At 69.2% G+C, this 20,819-nt stretch carries 15 protein-coding genes; 10 read left to right on the forward strand and 5 right to left on the reverse strand.

Going from position 1 to position 20,819, the window contains the following annotated elements; translation table 11 throughout:
* Positions 1 to 20 precede the first annotated feature (20 nt).
* The 4 genes from ITJ60_RS06460 to ITJ60_RS06475 form a co-directional block, all read right to left on the reverse strand.
* The gene (locus ITJ60_RS06460; protein ID WP_194647351.1) at positions 21 to 512 is read right to left on the reverse strand and encodes a SprT-like domain-containing protein; all 492 of its coding nucleotides are present in this window, start codon (positions 510 to 512) and stop codon (positions 21 to 23) included.
* Complete coding sequence (locus ITJ60_RS06465) at positions 509 to 1,339, reverse strand: hypothetical protein (protein WP_123339450.1); 831 nt, start codon at positions 1,337 to 1,339, stop codon at positions 509 to 511. The genes ITJ60_RS06460 and ITJ60_RS06465 overlap by 4 nt, the downstream gene beginning before the upstream one ends.
* A 126-nt stretch (positions 1,340 to 1,465) precedes the next feature.
* Positions 1,466 to 2,149, reverse strand: a complete 684-nt coding sequence (locus ITJ60_RS18790; protein ID WP_228509878.1) for a hypothetical protein — start codon at positions 2,147 to 2,149, stop codon at positions 1,466 to 1,468.
* A gap of 115 nt (positions 2,150 to 2,264) precedes the next feature.
* Positions 2,265 to 3,107 (reverse strand): spermidine synthase, encoded by an 843-nt coding sequence (locus ITJ60_RS06475; RefSeq protein ID WP_123339452.1) that lies wholly within the window; start codon positions 3,105 to 3,107, stop codon positions 2,265 to 2,267.
* Between the two features lie 142 nt (positions 3,108 to 3,249).
* On the opposite strand from ITJ60_RS06475, the gene ITJ60_RS06480 reads away from it, so the two are divergent.
* The 6 genes from ITJ60_RS06480 to rpoC all read left to right on the forward strand — a co-directional run bounded on the left by ITJ60_RS06480 (position 3,250) and on the right by rpoC (position 14,545).
* Positions 3,250 to 3,774: a hypothetical protein gene (locus tag ITJ60_RS06480; protein ID WP_194647352.1), complete on the forward strand. Its 525-nt coding sequence runs from the start codon at positions 3,250 to 3,252 to the stop codon at positions 3,772 to 3,774.
* Complete coding sequence (locus ITJ60_RS06485) at positions 3,771 to 5,138, forward strand: sensor histidine kinase (RefSeq protein WP_194647353.1); 1,368 nt, start codon at positions 3,771 to 3,773, stop codon at positions 5,136 to 5,138. The genes ITJ60_RS06480 and ITJ60_RS06485 overlap by 4 nt, the downstream gene beginning before the upstream one ends.
* A complete protein-coding gene (locus ITJ60_RS19270; RefSeq protein ID WP_194647354.1) occupies positions 5,135 to 5,785 on the forward strand; it encodes a response regulator in 651 nt (216 codons plus the stop codon). Before ITJ60_RS06485 ends, ITJ60_RS19270 begins: the two co-directional genes overlap by 4 nt.
* Positions 5,786 to 6,091: 306 nt before the next feature.
* Positions 6,092 to 6,700: a hypothetical protein gene (locus ITJ60_RS06495; protein WP_194647355.1), complete on the forward strand. Its 609-nt coding sequence runs from the start codon at positions 6,092 to 6,094 to the stop codon at positions 6,698 to 6,700.
* Between the two features lie 429 nt (positions 6,701 to 7,129).
* Complete coding sequence (rpoB, locus tag ITJ60_RS06500) at positions 7,130 to 10,618, forward strand: DNA-directed RNA polymerase subunit beta (RefSeq protein ID WP_111083490.1); 3,489 nt, start codon at positions 7,130 to 7,132, stop codon at positions 10,616 to 10,618.
* Between the two features lie 45 nt (positions 10,619 to 10,663).
* Positions 10,664 to 14,545 (forward strand): DNA-directed RNA polymerase subunit beta', encoded by a 3,882-nt coding sequence (rpoC, locus tag ITJ60_RS06505; RefSeq protein ID WP_111083489.1) that lies wholly within the window; start codon positions 10,664 to 10,666, stop codon positions 14,543 to 14,545.
* A 129-nt stretch (positions 14,546 to 14,674) separates the two neighbouring features.
* On the opposite strand, the gene ITJ60_RS06510 is transcribed toward rpoC, so the two are convergent.
* A complete protein-coding gene (locus ITJ60_RS06510) occupies positions 14,675 to 15,070 on the reverse strand; it encodes a VOC family protein (protein WP_123671416.1) in 396 nt (131 codons plus the stop codon).
* Positions 15,071 to 15,155: 85 nt separating this feature from the next.
* Here ITJ60_RS06510 and ITJ60_RS06515 point away from each other — a divergent pair, with 85 nt between their 5' ends.
* The 4 genes from ITJ60_RS06515 (at position 15,156) to ITJ60_RS06530 (ending at position 20,799) form a co-directional block, all read left to right on the forward strand.
* Positions 15,156 to 16,184, forward strand: coding sequence for a GNAT family N-acetyltransferase (locus ITJ60_RS06515; protein ID WP_194647356.1), 1,029 nt, complete (start codon positions 15,156 to 15,158; stop codon positions 16,182 to 16,184).
* 178 nt (positions 16,185 to 16,362) lie between these two features.
* Positions 16,363 to 18,030 (forward strand): GspE/PulE family protein, encoded by a 1,668-nt coding sequence (locus ITJ60_RS06520; protein WP_194647357.1) that lies wholly within the window; start codon positions 16,363 to 16,365, stop codon positions 18,028 to 18,030.
* 19 nt (positions 18,031 to 18,049) lie between these two features.
* Positions 18,050 to 19,576, forward strand: a complete 1,527-nt coding sequence (locus ITJ60_RS06525; RefSeq protein ID WP_123339458.1) for a type IV pilus twitching motility protein PilT — start codon at positions 18,050 to 18,052, stop codon at positions 19,574 to 19,576.
* Complete coding sequence (locus ITJ60_RS06530) at positions 19,576 to 20,799, forward strand: type II secretion system F family protein (protein WP_194647358.1); 1,224 nt, start codon at positions 19,576 to 19,578, stop codon at positions 20,797 to 20,799. The genes ITJ60_RS06525 and ITJ60_RS06530 overlap by 1 nt, the downstream gene beginning before the upstream one ends.
* Positions 20,800 to 20,819: the final 20 nt, after the last annotated feature.

The raw sequence follows: 20,819 nt of genomic DNA on the forward strand, positions 1-20,819 counted from the left end.
GCCTCCGAGCGCGGACGGACTCATGCGGTAGTCGAGGCCACCGTCGACGGGGTGTCAGCCTCGCTCCGGCGCCGCCAGACGATGGCGTTGCGCGCGTCGAACCGGCGGGAGCACCGGGCACACGCGAGCTGGCGGGTGGGCGTCCGGTAGCGGAAGTGCTCGTGTCCGGCGGGGCAGGTCCCGATCCACGGTGCGAGCTCGCTGGCGATCGGGCCGTCGTGCAGCCGCGACCCCGTGTACCCGATGGCGGACGCGGTCCGCTTCCACTTCGGGCCGTGGCCCGCACGTGCCCCGGCGAGGGCGTGCGCGACCTCGTGCAGCAGGACCTGCTCGACGTCGTCGTCCGAGAACCGTGCGGCCAGGTGTCGGCTGACGGTGATGCGCTTCCGGGCGAAGTCGCACTGTCCCGCACGGGTCTTCGCGTGGTCGAACCCGAAGGCCCATGCGCCCGCGCCGAGGTGCTCGGTGATGAGTGCCTCGGCTCGGGAACGGACCGTCTCGAGTGCGGTCACTGGTCGGCGCGGGGGTCGGCCTGGCCCTTCTTGGCTGCCCGTGCGGCGATCCGTCCCCAGATGTCGTCGGCCTCGGTGCGCGCGGCGTCCGGCGCCCCGAGCACCCGGCGGCGGATCGGCGGGACCTGCTTGACCGGCTCGGCGACGCGCATGGTCGGTTCGTCGTCCTCGGCGCGGCGGGCGGCGACCTCACGGGCCGTCCGCGGCTTGTCGGCGGGTTCGGCGGGGTGCGTGATCGAGGCACGCATCGCCGCCTCGACCGCGGTGCGCAGGGCGTCGGTGCGCTCGGACGGGGCACCGGCCTGGCGGAACGCCTGGTAGGCACGGGACAGCGCGGCACGGGACTCTTCGAAGCGGTCGTTCTCGAACAGCGACCACCCCTCGATCTCGGCGGCGGCACCCTCGAGCTCCGGCCACTCCTCGGTCGCGGCGGTGTCGCGGGCCAGAGCGGCCTCGGTCGCGGCACGCTCGTGGCGACCGAGGTCGTGCAGGATGTGTGCGCGCCGGATCCGGGCGGCGACCTTGTCCTGGCGCTCGCCCGTGAACATCGCGAGGCGGAAGACCTCTTCCGCCACGACGAGTGACTCGTCGAGTCGGCCGAGCAGGCGGAGGAGTTCGGCGCGTTCCGCGAGCGCTTCGGTGCTGCGGCTCTGACCGAGGTCGCGCAGACGCTGGTGCACGGCGTCGACGTCGACCGCCGGCCGCAGGCTTATGGGCGCGAAGGTGCTGCCCGGGCTGACCCCGGCCGTCACGGGAGCCGCGTGGCGCGGTTCACGGGACGGGTCGGACGGGTCGGGCTGCTGACGGTCGTCGGGCGGGAGGGACATCGGTTCGAGGGTAGCCGCGCTCTGCCGGGAGCGGCCGGTGCGACGCGCTCAGGCTTCGCGCCGGTGGACGCAGAAACGGCCCGCCGTGCCGGAGCACGACGGGCCGTTCAGGACGGGCTCAGCGGATCAGGACATCCCGCTCGCCGCGACCGCAGCGACGCCGACCGCCACGACGAAGACGATGAGCGCGACGACGGCGAGGACGATCGCGAAGACGCCCCAACCGCGGCCACGCTTGGTGACGGCAGCGATGATGCCCTGCACGATCGCCCACAGGCCGAGGGCCGTGCCCAGGTAGAACATGAGGGACCCGGTGATGACGTTCGACGAGGTCATCAGCTCGGTGATCTGGGCGTCGCTCGGCGTCGCCCCGCTGTTCTGCATCGAGTCGCGGAAGGCGTCGGAAGCCCCGAACGACTGCCCGAACAGGTACCCGCCGATGGCTCCGACGACCAGGGCGGCGAGGCCGACCACGAACGCGATCACGCCGACGGTCTTCTTCTTGGCCTTGGGCTCCTCGTAGCTCTGCCACGCGGGTGAGCCGGAGCTCGCGGGCGCCGCGGCGTACGGCTGCTGGTTGTACTGCTGCTGCTGGCCGTACTGCTGCTGGCCGTACTGGTCCTGCTGCTGCCCGTACTGGTTCTGCTGCTCGCCGTACTGCGGGGCGGACTGCCCGTAGTGCGGCGTCGGGTCGCTCCGCTCGCCGTACCGCGGTGCGTCGGCGGCGGGCTGCTGCTGCGGGGCTTCGCCCCAGCTCGGCGCCTGGCCGTCGCCCGTCCGGTCCTGGTTGCTCCGGTCGTCGTTCGTCATCAGGGGATCCCATCGCTCGGTCGCGCACCTGCGCGGTCGTTCAGACCATCCTGACAGCCGCACCCGCCGAGTGCCCGGGAACGGCCTGGCGCGCCGCCCCGTCGTCACCGCGGGGTCAGGCGCCGAACACGCTCCGGTTCGGCTCCGGTGACGCAACGGCCGTCGCGTCGGTGACGATCGGCGCCCCGGCGATGAACGCCCGCAGCTCGGCCCCGTGGACGACCTTCGCCGGCATCGGATCCGAGGAGTACCGCCGCGGCATCTCGGCGATCGGCAGGTCGGTCGGCGAACCGAGCAGCACGATGTTCCCGAACCGCCGCCCCTTGAGCATGCCGGTGTCCGCCACCGCTGCGACCGACGGCAGCACGGCCTGCAGCGTCGACGCCTGCCCCCGTGCGAACGCGAGACCCGCGCCGTCGGCCACGTTCACGGCGACGATGCCGGTCGGCGACAGGAACGCGGCGACCTCGCGGTAGAACTCGATGCTCGTCACGTGCGCCGGGATCTGGGAGCCGCCGAAGACGTCCACCACGGCCAGGTCCACCGTGCCGCGCAGCCCGGAGGGGAGCTTGCCGAGCACCTCGCGCGCGTCGCCGTACCGCACCCGGATCGACGCACCGCGGGGGAACGGCAGGACCTCGCGGACGTGGTCCACCAGGTCGCGCTCGAGCTCGATGACCTGCTGGCGGGAGCCCGGCCGGGTCACCGCGACGTACCGGGGGAGCGTCAGCGCGCCGGCGCCGAGGTGCAGCGCCGTGACCGGGCCGGACGGCAGCAGGTCGATGGCATGCCCGATCCGCCGGATGTACTCGAACGCCAGGTGGGTCGGGTCCTCGAGGTCGACGTGCGACTGCGGCGTGCCGTCCACCACGAGCGTGAAGGACCCGGGGCGGTGCCGGTCCGGCTCGACCACCGAGTACCCCGCACCGATCCGGAACCCGTCGAACGCATCAGCCATGCGGTCAATCGAACACCACCCGACCGGCACCGCGATCACCACCCGGGCCCCCACCCCTGGTTGGTGTGCCCGCGGACGCGCCGGAACGAGGCTGGATCCATCGGTCGGGGACGTCCCGCCGGGTCACCTCGAAAGGCACACCATGTCGGTCCAGCTCCTCGTCAACGTCCTGATCGGCGTCGCTCTCGTCGGCTTCCTCGGGTACCGCCAGGCCACCTGGCAGTACCTCGACCCGGCGCGCATCTGGCGCACGCCGATGATCATGGCGATCATCGGCGTGGTGGTCCTGGCGCAGTCGGGGGCGACGATCACCACGATCGACGTCGTGTTCCTCGGCATCGAGGCCCTGATCACGATCGGCGTGGGCCTGACGATGGGCACCATCACCCGGTTCCGCACCGTCGCCACCCCGGACAGCAAGGGTCGGACGATCCAGTCCCGCACGGGCTGGCTCGGGGCGTCGCTCTGGATCGTGCTCATCGCGGTGCGCGTCGGCCTCGACGTCCTCGGCGGCCACCTCGGTGCGCACCTGCTCACCTCGACCGGCGCGATCCTGCTCGTGCTCGCCCTGAACCGCGCCGCACGCGCCGTCGTCATCGACCAGCGCATCCCGCGCGGCGACCGGACCGCCAGCCGCCGCACCACCCGCGGCATGATGGTCCGGTGACCCTGCTGAGCGGACAGGACCCGACCGACCTCCCCGGAGGTCGGTCCCGTTCGGCAACCGCCTGGGGACTCAACGCCCTCGGCATCGTGATCGTCGGGTTCTGGTTCGTGAAGAACGGACTCGAGCTGCAGCTCCCCGCGTGGGTGTGGGTGCTCGGCGCGGTGGCGCTCGCCGCGTGGGCGCTTCGTGAGTTCGGCCGGACGCCGCAGCTGCTCGTCGTCGCGGGCGTGGTGATGATCGTCGCCGGTTCCCTGACGGTGGTGGCGACCGACTCGCTCATGATCGTCCCCGTGATCGTCGGGATCGTCCTGCTCGGCGCGAACCTCCGGGTACCGGTCTGGGTCGCAGCGGTCACCGCGGTGGGGGCGGTGGTGGTCATCGCCGTCTGCGCGACGATCGAGCACGCCTCGGTCCAGTTCGTCCTCGGCACGAGCGGTGGGCTGCTGCTCGGCGTGCTCATCGGGTTCAGCCGCCGGCAGTTCCGGGTCGCGGCGCAGCGTGCGCGGCAGGCCGAGCGGGACCAGCAGCGGGCACAGCTCCTCGCCGACCGGTCCCGGGCCTCGCGGGACATCCACGACGTGCTCGCGCACTCGCTCGGGGGTCTCGTGCTGCAGCTCGACGCGGTCGAGGCCCTGCTCGAGGCCGGCCGGGTCGACGACGCGACGAAGCGCGCCGGCGAGGCCAGGACCCTGGCAGCGGACGGCCTTGCCGAGGCCCGCCGGGCCGTGCACGCCCTCCGCGACGACGCGGACGCCGAGCCCGATGCCACCCCGGACGGGACCGCCGTCCCCGATCCGACCACGACCGCGGACCGCGCCACCACCGCGGACCGGACCACCACCCCGGACCGGACCACCACCCCGGACCGGACCACAGCCCCGGACCAGGCCACGCGGACCACCGGAGCCGACGTGCCGGACGCGAGCCGGGCCTCCCGGCCGTCCACCGACCACGTGCCGGACCGCGCTGGCCAGCCCGACCGCACCGACCTGACCGCCCTGGTCGCTGCCCACCGCTCGTTCGGCGGCACCATCGTGGTGCGGGGCGACGCGACCCTGGCCGCACTCGACGAGGCGCACCGCGCCGCCGTCGTCCAGGTCGTCCGCGAGGCCCTCAGCAACGCTCGCCGACACGCCCCCGGCCGACCCGTGTCACTGTCCGTCGTCCGCGACGGCGACGCCGTGGACGTCGTCGTGGCCAACCCGCTCACCGGCGGCGGCCAGGGTCTGCTCGGGATGCGCGAGCGCGTCGAGGAGCTCGGCAGCGGCGCGACGGTCGAGGCGGAGCGGTCCGACGACGAGTTCGTCGTCGCGGTGCACCTGCCGGTGGACGCCGTGGTCACCACCGAGGGGGACGCCTCGTGACCATCCGAGTCCTCGTCGTCGACGACCAGGCGATCGTCCGCGACGGCCTGGTGACGGTGCTGTCGCTCATGCCGGACCTGCAGGTGACGGGTGAGGCCGCCGACGGCGCCGAGGCGATCGCGGCGGTGGACCGTGACGCTCCCGACGTCGTGTTGATGGACCTGCGCATGCCCGGCACCGACGGGCCGACGGCGACCGCACGCATCGTGGCCGACCACCCGCAGGTGGCGGTGCTCGTGCTGACGACCTACGCGGACGACGAGTCGATCGTGACCGCGCTCCGGGCGGGTGCGCGCGGGTACCTGACGAAGGACGCCGGACGGACCGAGATCGCGACGGCGATCCGGGCGGTCGCGTCGGGGCAGTCGACGTTCGACGCGACGGTCGGAGCGCGGCTGGTGGCGCAGCTCGCCGGCGGCGGGGCGACGGCAGCCGCGCCCGCTGTGCCGCCGCTGCGAGACCGGTTCCCGGACCTCACCCCGCGCGAGGCCGACGTGCTCGAGCACATCGCGGCCGGCCGGACGAACCCGCAGATCGCGGCGGAGCTGTTCCTGACGGTGCCGACGGTGAAGTCGTACGTGAACCAGGTGTTCGCGAAGCTCGGGGTCGCCACCCGCGCCGAGGCGGTCGCGCGCGTCCTGCGCTGACCGGTCCTGGCCGGTACGTGAATGCGTACACATGGACGGCCAGCGGACGCCAAGACTCGTTCCGTACTGTTCATCCGGTCGTCACGCGGGACCGCGTCGATGCGTGCAGTGCCCCACACCTCGCGCGTCCGCCCTCCCGACGTGACCACGACGTGCCGTCGAGCGCCCCCACCGCTCGAGCGTGCGCGCCGTCGGCACGTGTCCGCGTGCCCCTTCCGGTCACCCGCGTGCGCTGGCCGTGATCACATTGCACCCGTCATGTAAAATACGGGATGCAACACTCCGCCGAGCCGCAGGAGACCCGACATGACCGCCGACACGATGAGCGTGCCCACTGCACGCCCGGCCGCACCGACGACCCGCGCCGCCACGCGCACCACCGCGAGCCGGATGACGCGGGTGCCCCGCGCCCGTCCGGCCCACGCCGACCACGAGACGGCGCCCACCTGGATGCGTGTCGTCGGCACGGTCCTGCTCCTCGGCGGGCTCGGCCTGACCGCGGCGGTGACCGCGTGGCCCGGCGACGCACCGGAGACCGCGCTCATCGTGCCGGCCCTGGTCGCCGTCGTGGCGGGCGTGCTCCTGCTGCTCGCGCGAGCCGGGTTCGCCGTCACCGACGCGCACGTCACGCTGCACTTCCGGCCGCTGCCGCCACGGCGCATCGCACGCCAGCACATCGCCGACGTCCGACTCGTCGAGGCGGACGCCCGCACCTACGGCGGCGTCGGCCTGCGGATCGGCCGCGGCGTGCGCGCCCTGATCCTCACCCCCGGACTCGGGATCGAGCTGACCGACGACCGTGGCCGCGTCACCTTCGTGCGCACCCGCCGACCCGAGGACGCCTTCCGTGCGCTGGCGGGACGGCAGGGCCAGCCGGGAGGCGCGGCGCACGTCGAGCGGGAGCGCCTCGGCTGAGCGCACGGCCGGGTCCACCGCGCGGGCCGGGTGCGCAGGCCCGTTGCGGGCCGGGCGCGGGCCGGGAATTCCGCGGGCGCGCAGCGGCTTATACACGCCACTGCCGAATCTGGTCAAGCCAGGACTGGACAGCACGACTCGGCGCGAACTATGATGGCAGTTCGCGCTCCCTGGCATCCGTGTCGTCATATTGCGGTCGACGCAGAGTTCTGAGTTGTACAAGCTCAACTCGCCCTGGTGCAGCCGGACCCGTATATGGCGGCGGGTCCCGCTCACGGAGATCATCCCACACGTGCACCGACGTTCCGCGTCAGGCACGCGTCGGCGTGGTCGCAGGGCATGAACTCGCGGGGATCGCCGAGCGATCATCTACTCACCTACATGCTGCTCGTCAGTATCGGCCCGACGGGGCCTACGGAGGTCACACCCTTGGCTGCTGCGCCCAACGCATCCACCAACCCCAAGAACGGTCGCAACCACTCGCGACTCTCGTTCGCCAAGATCACGGACACCCTCACGGTTCCTGATCTGCTCGCACTCCAGACGGAGAGCTTCGACTGGCTCGTCGGCAACGACGTCTGGAAGGCCCGTCTCGCAGAGGGACAGGAGCAGGGTCGCACCGACCTCGCCCTGCACTCCGGGTTGGAGGAGATCTTCGAGGAGATCTCCCCGATCGAGGACCTCGGCGAGACCATGCAGCTCTCGTTCACGGCGCCCGAGCTCGAGGACCCCAAGTACTCGATCGACGACTGCAAGGAGCGCGGCAAGACCTACGCCGCTCCGCTGTACGTCAACGCCGAGTTCATGAACCACATGACGGGTGAGATCAAGACGCAGACGGTCTTCATGGGCGACTTCCCGCTCATGACCGAACGCGGCACGTTCATCATCAACGGCACCGAGCGCGTCGTCGTGTCGCAGCTCGTCCGTTCGCCCGGCGTGTACTTCGAGCGCCAGCAGGAGAAGACGTCCGACAAGGACATCTACTCCGCTCGCGTCATCCCCTCGCGTGGTGCGTGGCTCGAGTTCGAGATCGACAAGCGCGACCAGGTGGGCGTGCGCATCGACCGCAAGCGCAAGCAGTCGGTCACGGTCTTCCTCAAGGCGCTGGGTCTGACCAGCGAGGAGATCATGGAGGAGTTCCAGGGCTTCGCCTCGATCGAGTCGACCCTCGAGAAGGACGCCATCCTCACGAAGGAAGAGGCGCTCAAGGACATCTACCGCAAGCTGCGCCCGGGCGAGCAGGTCGCTGCCGAGGCCGCGCGTGCGCTGCTCGACAACTTCTACTTCAACTCGAAGCGCTACGACCTGGCGAAGGTGGGCCGCTACAAGGTCAACCGCAAGCTCGGGATCGACGCCCCGCTGTCCGACTCGGTGCTGACCGTCAAGGACATCGTCGCGACGATCAAGTACCTCGTGTCCCTGCACGCGGAGAAGACCACGCTGAACGGCGTGCGTGACGGTGAGCCGGTGCAGCTGCGCCTCGACGTGGACGACATCGACCACTTCGGCAACCGTCGCATCCGCGCCGTCGGCGAGCTCATCCAGAACCAGGTCCGCACGGGTCTGTCCCGCATGGAGCGCGTCGTCCGCGAGCGCATGACCACGCAGGACATCGAGGCGATCACGCCCCAGACGCTCATCAACGTGCGTCCGGTCGTCGCCGCGATCAAGGAGTTCTTCGGAACGTCCCAGCTGTCGCAGTTCATGGACCAGAACAACCCGCTCGCGGGCCTGACGCACAAGCGTCGTCTCTCGGCCCTCGGCCCGGGTGGTCTGTCCCGTGAGCGTGCCGGCGTCGAGGTCCGTGACGTCCACCCGTCGCACTACGGCCGCATGTGCCCGATCGAGACCCCGGAAGGCCCGAACATCGGCCTGATCGGCTCGCTCGCGTCGTTCGGTCGGATCAACTCGTTCGGCTTCATCGAGACCCCGTACCGTCGCGTCGTCAACGGCGAGGTCACGAAGACCATCGACTACCTGACCGCCTCGGAAGAGGACGAGTTCGTCGTCGCGCAGGCCAACGCCCCGCTGACCGACTCGTTCCACTTCGCCGACGACAAGGTCCTCGTCCGCAAGAAGGGTGGCGAGGTCGAACTCGTCGCGAAGGGCGAGGTCGACTACATGGACGTCTCGCCGCGCCAGATGGTGTCGGTCGCGACCTCGCTCATCCCGTTCCTCGAGCACGACGATGCGAACCGCGCCCTCATGGGTGCGAACATGCAGCGTCAGGCTGTCCCGCTGCTCCGTTCCGAGTCGCCGCTCGTCGGCACCGGCATGGAGGGCTACACCGCGATCGACGCCGGTGACGTCGTCACCGCCGACAAGGCCGGTGTCGTCTCCGAGGTCTCGGCCGACGCCGTGACCCTGCAGCTCGACGAGGGTGGCACGCAGACCTTCTACCTGCGCAAGTTCGACCGCTCCAACCAGGGCACGAGCTACAACCACCGCGTGGTCGTCTCGGCCGGCGAGCGTGTGGAGCAGGGCGAGGTCATCGCCGACGGTCCCGCGACGGAGAACGGCGAGCTCGCGCTCGGCAAGAACCTCCTCGTCGCGTTCATGCCGTGGGAGGGCTACAACTACGAGGACGCGATGATCCTGTCGCAGAACCTCATCAAGGACGACACGCTCTCCTCGATCCACATCGAGGAGTACGAGGTCGACGCCCGCGACACGAAGCTCGGCAAGGAGGAGATCACCCGTGACCTCCCCAACGTCAGCCCGGACCTGCTGGCCGACCTCGACGAGCGCGGCATCATCCGCATCGGTGCCGAGGTCCGCCCCGGCGACATCCTCGTCGGCAAGGTCACGCCGAAGGGCGAGACCGAGCTCTCCGCTGAAGAGCGCCTCCTCCGCGCCATCTTCAACGAGAAGTCGCGTGAGGTGCGCGACACCTCGCTGAAGGTGCCCCACGGTGAAGAGGGCACGATCATCGGCGTCAAGGTGTTCGACTCGCAGGACGGCGACGACGAACTCGGCTCTGGTGTCAACCAGCGCGTGGTCGTCTACATCGCCCAGAAGCGCAAGATCACCGCGGGTGACAAGCTCGCCGGTCGTCACGGCAACAAGGGCGTCATCTCGACCATCCTCCCGGTCGAGGACATGCCCTTCCTCGCCGACGGCACCCCGGTCGACATCGTCCTGAACCCGCTCGGCGTCCCCGGCCGCATGAACTTCGGCCAGGTCCTCGAGATCCACCTCGGTTGGCTCGCCAAGCAGGGCTGGAACGTCGAGGGCATCCAGGAGTGGGCATCGGCCCTCCCCGAGGCAGCGCACAGCGCCGCTCCGGGCACGAAGGTCGCCACCCCGGTGTTCGACGGTGCGTACGAGCGCGAGATCGAGGGCCTCCTCGACTCGACCCTCCCGAACCGCGACGGCGAGCGCCTGATCGGCTCGTCCGGCAAGGCGCAGCTGTTCGACGGTCGCTCCGGCGAGCCGTTCCCCGAGCCCGTCTCGGTCGGCTACATGTACATCCTCAAGCTGCACCACCTGGTCGACGACAAGATCCACGCTCGTTCGACGGGTCCGTACTCGATGATCACGCAGCAGCCGCTGGGTGGTAAGGCGCAGTTCGGTGGCCAGCGATTCGGTGAGATGGAGGTGTGGGCGCTCGAGGCGTACGGCGCCGCCTACGCCCTCCAGGAGCTCCTGACGATCAAGTCCGACGACATCCTCGGCCGCGTGAAGGTCTACGAGGCGATCGTCAAGGGCGAGAACATCCAGGAACCCGGCATCCCCGAGTCCTTCAAGGTCCTCATGAAGGAGATGCAGTCGCTCTGCCTGAACGTCGAGGTCCTCTCGGCCGACGGCCAGGCGGTCAGCCTGCGCGACAACGATGACGAGGTCTTCCGCGCTGCGGAGGAGCTGGGCATCAACATCTCCTCGCGGTTCGAGTCGTCGTCCGTCGACGACATCTGATCCCGCCCGTACATCGAAGCCTGAATCAAGCAAGAGAGAAGAACATTGCTCGAAGCAACTTCCTTTGACGCCATTCGGATCGGCCTCGCGACCGCCGAGGACATCCGTCAGTGGTCGTACGGCGAGGTCAAGAAGCCGGAGACCATCAACTACCGCACCCTGAAGCCCGAGAAGGACGGTCTGTTCGGCGAGCAGATCTTCGGCCCTTCCCGCGACTGGGAGTGCGCCTGCGGCAAGTACAAGCGTGTCCGGTTCAAGGGCATCGTCTGCGAGCGCTGCGGCGTCGAGGTCACCAAGTCCTCGGTCCGTCGTGAGCGCATGGGCCACATCGAGCTCGCTGCCCCCGTCACGCACATCTGGTACTTCAAGGGCGTCCCGTCGCGCCTCGGGTACCTCCTCGACATGGCCCCGAAGGACCTCGAGAAGGTCATCTACTTCGCGGCGTACATGATCATCGACATCGATGAAGAGGGCCGTCACGCGGACATGCCCGGTCTCGAGAACGAGATGCGTCTCGAGATCAAGACCCTCGAGGGCCAGCGCGACTCGATCATCGCCGACCGCCTCAAGAAGCTCGAGGACGACCTCGCAGCCCTTGAGGAAGAGGGTGCGAAGGCCGACGTCAAGCGGCGCACCAAGGACACCGCCGAGAAGGAGATGTCCCAGGTCCGCAAGTCGTTCGACGAGGACATCACCCGTCTCGAGCGTGTGTGGGAGGACTTCCGCAACCTCAAGGTGGGCGACCTCAAGCCCGAGGACGCCGTCTTCCACGAGCTCCAGGACCGGTTCGGGATCTACTTCGACGCCTACATGGGCGCCGAGGCGATCAAGCTCCGGCTCGAGGCGTTCGACCTGGCTGCCGAGGCCGAGGCGCTGCGTCTGCAGATCGCCGAGGGCAAGGGCCAGAAGAAGATCCGCGCGATCAAGCGTCTGCGCGTCGTCAGCTCCTTCCTCGCCACCGGCAACTCGCCGGCAGCGATGGTGCTCGGCGTCGTGCCGGTCATCCCGCCGGAACTGCGCCCGATGGTGCAGCTCGACGGTGGCCGTTTCGCCACGTCGGACCTCAACGACCTCTACCGTCGTGTGATCAACCGCAACAACCGTCTCCGCCGCCTGCTCGACCTCGGTGCCCCCGAGATCATCGTGAACAACGAGAAGCGCATGCTGCAGGAAGCCGTTGACGCGCTGTTCGACAACGGTCGTCGTGGACGTCCGGTCACGGGTACCGGCAACCGCGCCCTGAAGTCCCTGAGCGACATGCTCAAGGGCAAGCAGGGTCGTTTCCGCCAGAACCTGCTCGGCAAGCGCGTCGACTACTCGGGCCGTTCGGTCATCATCGTCGGCCCGCAGCTGAAGCTGCACCAGTGTGGTCTGCCCAAGCAGATGGCGCTCGAGCTCTTCAAGCCGTTCGTGATCAAGCGCCTGATCGACCTGTCGCACGCGCAGAACATCAAGTCGGCCAAGCGCATGGTCGAGCGTTCGCGTCCGCAGGTGTGGGACGTGCTCGAGGAGATCATCCGCGAGCGCCCCGTGCTGCTGAACCGTGCGCCGACGCTGCACCGTCTGGGCATCCAGGCGTTCGAGCCGCAGCTCGTCGAGGGCAAGGCCATCCAGCTCCACCCGCTCGTGTGTGCTGCGTTCAACGCGGACTTCGACGGTGACCAGATGGCCGTGCACCTGCCGCTGTCGGTGGAGGCCCAGGCCGAGGCCCGCATCCTGATGCTCGCCTCGAACAACATCCTGAAGCCGTCCGACGGCCGTCCGGTGACCCTGCCCGCACAGGACATGATCATCGGTCTGCACCACCTGACGACCGTCCGCGAGGGCGCCGTCGGTGAGGGCCGTGCGTTCTCCTCGGTCGCCGAGGCGATCCTGGCCAACGACCAGCACACGCTGCACCTCAACGCCATGGCGAAGATCCGCATGACGGGTGTCCACTTCGCCGAGGGTGAAGCTCCCGAGGGCTACGAGCAGGGCGACACCGTCCTCCTCGAGACGACCCTGGGCCGTGCGCTCTTCAACGAGACCCTCCCGGCGAACTACCCGTTCGTCCAGAAGGTCACCGACAAGGGCGTGCTGTCCGCGATCGTCAACGACCTCGCCGAGCGGTACTCCAAGACCGAGACGGCCGCTGCGCTGGACCGGATCAAGGACGCCGGCTTCTACTGGGGCACCCGCTCCGGTGTGACCGTCGCCCTGTCGGACGTCGTGACGCCTCCTCGCAAGAAGGAGATCATCGCGGGCTACGAGATCCAGGCCGCCAAGGTGCAGGGCGAGTTCGACAAGGGTCTGATCACCGACTCCGAGCGTCGCGCCGACCTGATCAAGATCTGGACCGAGGCCACCAACGAGATCGCGCAGGAGATGCGGGACAACTTCCCCGTCGACAACACGATCAACCGCATGGTGTCGTCGGGTGCTCGTGGTAACTGGCTGCAGGTCCGCAACATCGCGGGTATGCGTGGTCTGGTGAACAACCCGAAGGGCGAGATCATCGCCCGCCCGATCATCAACTCGTACCGCGAGGGCCTGACCGTGGCGGAGTACTTCATCGCCACCCACGGTGCTCGCAAGGGTCTTGCCGACACCGCGCTCCGTACCGCGGACTCCGGGTACCTCACCCGTCGTCTCGTGGACGTCTCGCAGGACGTCATCATCCGCGAGGACGACTGCGGTACGACGCGTGGCCTCGAGCTGCCGATCGCGACCGTGGACGCCGACGGCAAGCTGGTCCGCGACCCGCGCGTCGAGAACACCGTGTACTCGCGCACCCTGGCCACCGAGGCCGTGGACGCCAAGGGCACGGTCGTCGCCGAGGCTCGTGAGGACGTCGGTGACGTGCTCCTCGAGAAGCTGCTGGCAGCCGGTGTCGAGAGCATCAAGGTGCGCTCGGTCCTGACCTGCGAGTCGGCCGTCGGTGTCTGCGCGAAGTGCTACGGCCGTTCGCTCGCCACCGGCAACCTGGTCGACATCGGTGAGGCAGTCGGCATCATCGCCGCGCAGTCCATCGGTGAGCCCGGTACCCAGCTGACGATGCGTACCTTCCACACGGGTGGTTCGGCCTCGGCCGACGACATCACCCAGGGTCTGCCGCGTGTCACGGAGCTCTTCGAAGCCCGTACGCCCAAGGGCGCGTCCCCGATCGCCGAGGCCCCCGGCCGCGTCGTCGTCGAGGACACGGACAAGGGTCGTCGGATCATCCTCACGCCGGACAACGGTGACGAGCCGTTCATCTACCCGGTGCTCAAGCGTGCGACGCTCCTCATCGAGGACAACCAGCACGTCGAGCTCGGCGAGCAGTTCATCGCCGGCACCGTCGACCCGAAGGAAGTCCTCCGGGTCAAGGGTGTCCGAGAGGTCCAGAAGCACCTGGTCAACGGTGTGCAGGACGTCTACGGCTCGCAGGGTGTGCCGATCCACGACAAGCACATCGAGGTCATCGTCCGTCAGATGCTCCGCAAGGTCACCGTCGTCGACCACGGCGACACCGACCTGCTGCCGGGTGAGCTCGTCGACCGGTCGCGGTACAACATGCTGAACCGTGCGGCGCTGCAGGAGGGTCGCAAGACCGCCTCGGCTCGCCAGGAGGTCATGGGCATCACGAAGGCGTCCCTCGCGACCGAGTCGTGGCTGTCCGCCGCTTCCTTCCAGGAGACCACCCGCGTGCTCACGCAGGCGGCCATGGAGGGCAAGCAGGACCACCTCGTCGGCCTCAAGGAGAACGTCATCATCGGTAAGCTCATCCCCGCGGGGACGGGCCTCAGCCGGTACCGCGACGTGGACGTGAACGCGACGGAAGAAGCGAAGGCAGAGCGGTACCCCAACCGCATCTTCGCGGACGACTCGTCGTTCTCGGACGCCGACCTGAGCTTCGTCGACTTCGACAGCTTCTCGTCGGACGACTTCACGCCGGGCACCTACAACTGAGTCTGATGTGATCCCACGAAGGCCCCGTCTCCGCAAGGAGGCGGGGCCTTCGTCGTGTCGTCACCACGTGACGGACAGGAGGCCCGGTGCCAGGCCGCCACGGGCCTCCCGGCCTGCGAGCGGCGGCTTCTAGAGCGCGCGGTCCGCGCCGTTGTCGCGTCCCGAACCGCGACCGGTCTCGTCCACGAGCGAGAACAGGCTGAGGACGTTGCCGTCAGGGTCGCGGACGTCGAACCAGTTCACGGCGCCGTCGACGCACTCGACCGGTCCGATGTCGATGCCGAGCGAGCCGATGCGGGCGTGCTGCGCGCCGACGTCGTCGACGCCGAACCGGACGCTCACCGGGTTCTCCTCGGCGGAGTCGTCCTCGTAGAGCTGGATCCAGATCCCGCCGACCTCGTACTCGGCGACACCGTCCTCGGGTTCGAGGTCCGGTTCGGTGCGCTCGAAGACGGCGCCGTACCAGAGGCAGGACGCCTCGATGTCGGTGACGGGCAGCCCCACGGTCACGCTCGTGATGTCCATGACTCATCATGGTCCCGGTCGGGCCTGCTCGTCGAGGGCCTTTCCGCGGTGTCTCGCCGCGCGGCGGAACTGGCAGGGTGGAGGGATGGCGACCCTGCGCGAACGGATCACGGCCCCGGCACACCTCTCGTTCCCCACGCCGATCGGCGGGCTGACGTTCCGCGCGGGCGCGCACGACGACGTCGGGGCGATGCACGCCGTCGCCGTCGCGTCGGCCGCGGTCGACGACCCGCACGCTCGTCCCTCCACAGTTGACCTCGAACGGTCGTTGTCCACCGAGGGGCTGGACGTCAGCAGGGACACCGTGGTGGGCGTCGATGCTGGAGGGCATGTGCAGGCCTACGGCATCGTCATCGACGTCCCCTCCCGCGTCACTGCTGCGCGCGCCGTGCTCGACGGGGCGGTCCACCCCGACCTGCGCGGGCAGGGGATCGGACGGCGGGTGCTCGCCTGGCAGGTCGGCCGGGCCCGGCAGCGCCTGGCGACGCTCGACGTCGACCTGCCCGCGACGCTCGACGTCGGCGGACGGCAGGGGTCCTCGGCGCTCCGGCTGGCGGCGCACTTCGACTTCGCGCCGGTGCGCACCTGGCTCGACATGCAGGTCGTGTTCGACGACCGCGGGCCGGACGCCGACGCGGTGCCCGTCCTGGCGGACGGGCTCGTCCTGCGGCCCGTCACGGCGGACGACATCGAGCCGCTCCGGACGGCCAAGAACGACGCCTTCCGCGACCACTGGGGTTCCCAGCCGATGGTCGCGTCGGACTGGCGGGGTTTCCTCACCTCGGACAAGAGCCGGCTGGACCTGTCGCGGGTCGTCGTCGGTGCCGACGGTTCGGTCGTGGCGTTCACGATCGTCGAGGTGGAGCCCGACGGGTTCGCTGCGCGGGGCCGTTCGTACGGGTACGTGCACTGGGTCGGGGTCGTGCGTGCAGCACGGGGGACGGGGCTCGCCCCGATCGTCCTCGACGCCACCCTGCAGGCGATCCGTGCCGACGGGCTGTCCGCGGCGGTGCTGCACGTCGACGCCGAGAACCCGAGCGGAGCCGGGCGCATCTACGAGCGACTCGGGTTCGTCGCCGGCGAGGTCCACGTCACCGCGTCGGCGTCGCTCTGACCATGGCGTCGGGGGTCCTGGACCCCAGTTCTGGGTGCATCCGGACCCCCTCCGCCCCCTCCTTCTGGGACTGCGGCCGACGACTGTCGCAGAAGTAGCGTGGTCGAGCGCCACATCCCTGGTGGTGCGCAACCCGACCACGTCTCGCCGCGCGCGAGTCCAAGGAGGCACAGGACTCATGGCGACCCTGTCCGAGATCCTCATCCTGAACGGCGCCCTGCCGATCGAGCACCTCGACTCGATGACGGGCGACGAGGACCTGGACGAGCGCGCCATCCGCGGCCTGGTCGACCAGGGCGTCGTGAGCGAAGCACAGTTCATCACCGCCCGCGCAGCGTCGAACAACTCCCGCACCGTCCCGTTGACCGACTACCCGGTCGACGGCACCGCGGTCTCGATCCTCCCCGCTGCGCTCTGCCGGCGCCACGGCGTCCTCGGCGTCGGGTTCGAGGGCGAGCTGCTCATCCTCGCGATGGTCAACCCGACCAACGTGCTCGCGATCGACGACGCCCGCGCTGCGTCCGGCCGGCCGATCAAGCCGCTCCAGGTCGACGAGCGCGACCTGCTCACCGCGCTCGACCGCTACCTGCGTGCCGACGACGAGCTCAACGACCTGACCTCGTCGCTGGAAGAAGAAGCCTCCGTCAGCTCGTCGGCCCAGATGGACCTGGCCGACGGTGCCCTCGACGACGTCCCGATCGTCCGCTTCGTGAACCTGCTCGTGTCACAGGCCATCCAGGACCACGCCTCGGACATCCACATCGAGCCCGGTGAACACGAGGTGAGGATCCGCTACCGCATCGACGGTGTGCTGCACGAGATGGCCCCGGCGCCGAAGAACATCCAGAACGGCGTCATCAGCCGCCTGAAGATCATGAGCGACATCGACATCGCCGAGCGTCGCAAGCCGCAGGACGGCCGCATGTCGGTCCGCCACGGTGGCCGCCAGATCGACCTCCGCGTGGCGACGCTGCCCACCGTGTGGGGCGAGAAGGTCGTCATGCGGATCCTCGACAACACGAACACGTCGCTGACCCTCAAGGACCTCAACCTCCTCGAGCAGAACTTCCAGGCGTACCAGCGGTCGTACTCGAAGCCGTACGGCATGATCCTGGTCACCGGACCCACCGGCTCCGGCAAGTCCACGACGCTGTACACGACCCTGAACGCGGTCGCGAAGCCCGAGATCAACGTCATCACGGTCGAGGACCCGGTCGAGTACCGGATGGCCGGCATCAACCAGGTGCAGGTCAACCCGAAGGCCGGGCTGACCTTCGCCTCGGCGCTGCGCTCGATCCTGCGATCCGACCCCGACGTCGTCCTGCTCGGTGAGATCCGCGACCACGAGACCGCCCAGATCGCCATCGAGGCATCCCTCACCGGCCACCTCGTGCTGTCCACCCTGCACACGAACGACGCCCCCTCCGCCGTGACCCGACTCACCGAGATGGACATCGAGCCCTTCCTGGTCGGCTCCGCGCTGGACTCCGTCGTGGCCCAGCGTCTGGCGCGACGGCTGTGCGACCGGTGCAAAGCCCCCGCCGTGTACGAGGCCGAACAGCTCCGCACCCTCGGGTTCCTGCGCCCCGGCGACGAGGTCCCGGCGTTCTTCGCCCCCATCGGCTGCGCGGTCTGCTCCAACACCGGGTACCGCGGCCGCATCGCCCTGCACGAGGTCATGACCGTCACCGAGGAGATCGAACGCCTCGCCGTCTCGCGCGCCTCGAGCGCCGAGATCGGCCGCGTCGCCCAGGCACAGGGGATGCTGACGCTCCGCCAGGACGGCTTCGAGAAGGTCAAGCTCGGTCTCACGAGCGTCGACGAGATCCTGCGCGTGGTCGCGTAGTCACGAGAGAGCGCAGCAGATGACCGACTCCGTGTACGACATCACGATTCCCGGCGACGAACCCGTCGCCGGCTGGCACCCGGGCAACCCCGGTACCGAGGTGGGCTCCCGCCGTGCAGCACGCCTGGCTGCCGCCGCAGCGTCGGCCCCTCCGGAGCAGGTCTACGACCTCGGTGACGACGCCGCCGGCTGGCCGGCACCGTCCGGATCGCCCGTCGCCGTGCCGGTCGCGCAGCCGCTCGCCGCTCCGGCGACGCCGCCCGCCGGCGTGCCGTCGTCGATCGCGACCTACGGCTACGCCGAGGCGCCGACGCAGCAGCTCCCCACGGCGCCTGCGGCCCCGGCACCGACTGCCACGATCGGCGGCGACATCGAGTTCTCGCGCCACGCACGCGAGGTCGCCGACCCGGACCTGATCACCGCCCTCGCCCAGGTCGTGTACCAGGGCGCATCCGATCTGCACGTCACCGCCGACGCCCCGCCCACCGTCCGCGTCGACGGCTCGCTCCGTCCCGCAGTCCCCGGAGGCGCGTGGTCGCGCGGCAAGGTCATCGCGGCACTCAAGACGATGCTGTCGGTCGAACAGGCCGGCCAGTTCGACCAGGAGCAGGAACTCGACTTCGCCTACTCGCTGTCGCCGGAGTACCGCTTCCGCGTGAACTTCTACCAGCAGCGCGGCAACTGGGGCGCGGCCTTCCGCATCATCCCGACCAAGATCAAGACGCTCAAGCAGCTCGGCATCCCCGAGCACGTCGGCGACTTCGCCGGCCTGCCCCGCGGACTCGTCCTGGTCACCGGCCCGACCGGTTCCGGCAAGTCCACGACCCTCGCCGCCCTGATCGACCTGGTGAACGAGAGCCGGGCCGACCACATCGTGACGGTCGAGGACCCGATCGAGTTCATGCACGAGCACAAGAAGGCGATCATCAACCAGCGCGAGGTCGGTGCCGACACGCACTCCTTCGCCGCCGCGCTGAAGCACGTGCTGCGCCAGGACCCCGACGTCATCCTGATCGGCGAGCTCCGCGACCTCGAGACCATCTCGGTCGCGCTCACCGCGGCCGAGACCGGTCACCTGGTGTTCGCCACCCTGCACACGCAGAGTGCCCCCGGCACGATCGACCGTGTCATCGACGTCTTCCCGCCACACCAGCAGGGCCAGATCCGCACGCAGCTCGCGGCGACCCTGCAGGGCGTCGTCTGCCAGACCCTGGTCCCGAAGGCCAACGGTGTCGGCCGGGTCGTCGCCACTGAGATCATGACGATCACCCCCGCCATCGGCAACCTGATCCGCGAGGGCAAGACCTACCAGATCACATCCGCCATGCAGGCCGGCCGTGACCTGGGCATGCACACCATGGACCAGGACCTCGCCGAACTGGTCAACGTCGGCACGATCTCGCGCAAGGCCGCGATGGACAAGGTGCACGACGAAGAGGGCTTCGACCGGCTGGTGCAGCGCGTCGAGTCACCGTCCGACTCCTCGGCAGCCGCGATCGCCGCCAGCGGGATCGACTTCGGCGACAAGTTCTCCGGAGGCTACTGATGTCCCTCGCATTCGACTACCGCGGGCGCGACGGCGCCGGCAAGCTCGTCAAGGGGCGCCTCGACGCCTCGTCCGAAGGAGCGGTCGTCCAGCGGCTCCGGGGCATGGGCGTCTCGCCGATCGCGATCACGGAGTCCAAGGCCGGCACCGGCCTGCAGACCGAGATCAAGATCCCGGGCTTCGAGAAGGGCGTCGGTCTCAAGGACCTCGCGATCATGTCGCGCCAGGCCTCGACGATGCTCACCTCGGGACTCTCGCTGCTGCGCGCGCTGTCGATCCTCGCCGACCAGACCGAGAACAAGAAGCTCAAGGACATCCTCGGCAAGGTCCGCGACGACGTCGAACGCGGTGTCTCGTTCTCCGACGCGGTGGCGAAGTTCCCGGTCGACTTCCCGCCGATCATGATCAACATGATCCGTGCGGGCGAGACCGGCGGGTTCCTCGACCAGGCCATGGACTCCATCGCCACCAACTTCGAGAAGGAGCACAAGCTCCGCTCGACCATCAAGTCGGCGATGACCTACCCCGTGGTCGTGCTGTGCATGTCGCTGGCCGCGGTCGTCATCATGCTCATCTTCATCGTGCCGATCTTCCAGAACATGTTCTCGTCGCTCGGTGGACAGCTCCCGATCCCGACCCAGATCCTCGTCTCGATGTCGCACGCCATGCGTTGGCTGGCGCCGGTACTGGCCGTGATCGCGGTGGTTGGCTGGTTCTGGTACCGGGCCAACAAGAACACGGATCGGTTCCGGGCGTTCCGCGACCCGATCCTGCTGCGTCTCCCCGTGTTCGGCGCATTGGCTAAGAAGATCGTGATCGCGCGGTTCGCGCGCAATTTCTCGAACATGATCGGTTCCGGAGTTCCAATTCTGCAGGCCTTGCAGATCGTCGGAGATGTATCGAACAATTTCGTCGTGCAAAGCGCGCTCGTCCGCGTTGCCGAAGCGGTTCGGAAAGGTGAATCCATCGCAGCGCCGATGGCGGTGGAAAAAGTGTTCCCGAGCATGGTCTCGCAGATGATCGCCGTTGGTGAGGACGCCGGCTCGCTCGAGACGATGCTCGAGAAGATCGCTGTCTTCTACGACGCCGAGGTCGAATCCACCACCGAATCGTTGACGGCACTCATCGAGCCGCTGCTCATCGCGTTCCTCGGAGTCGTCGTCGGCGGGATGATCGTCGCGCTCTACCTGCCGATCTTCCAGATCACCTCGCTCGTCAAGTAACCACTCGGAGTCCATGCCCC

Origin of the sequence: Curtobacterium sp. VKM Ac-2884, assembly GCF_015350945.1 — a bacterium.
GTDB lineage: Bacteria > Actinomycetota > Actinomycetes > Actinomycetales > Microbacteriaceae > Curtobacterium.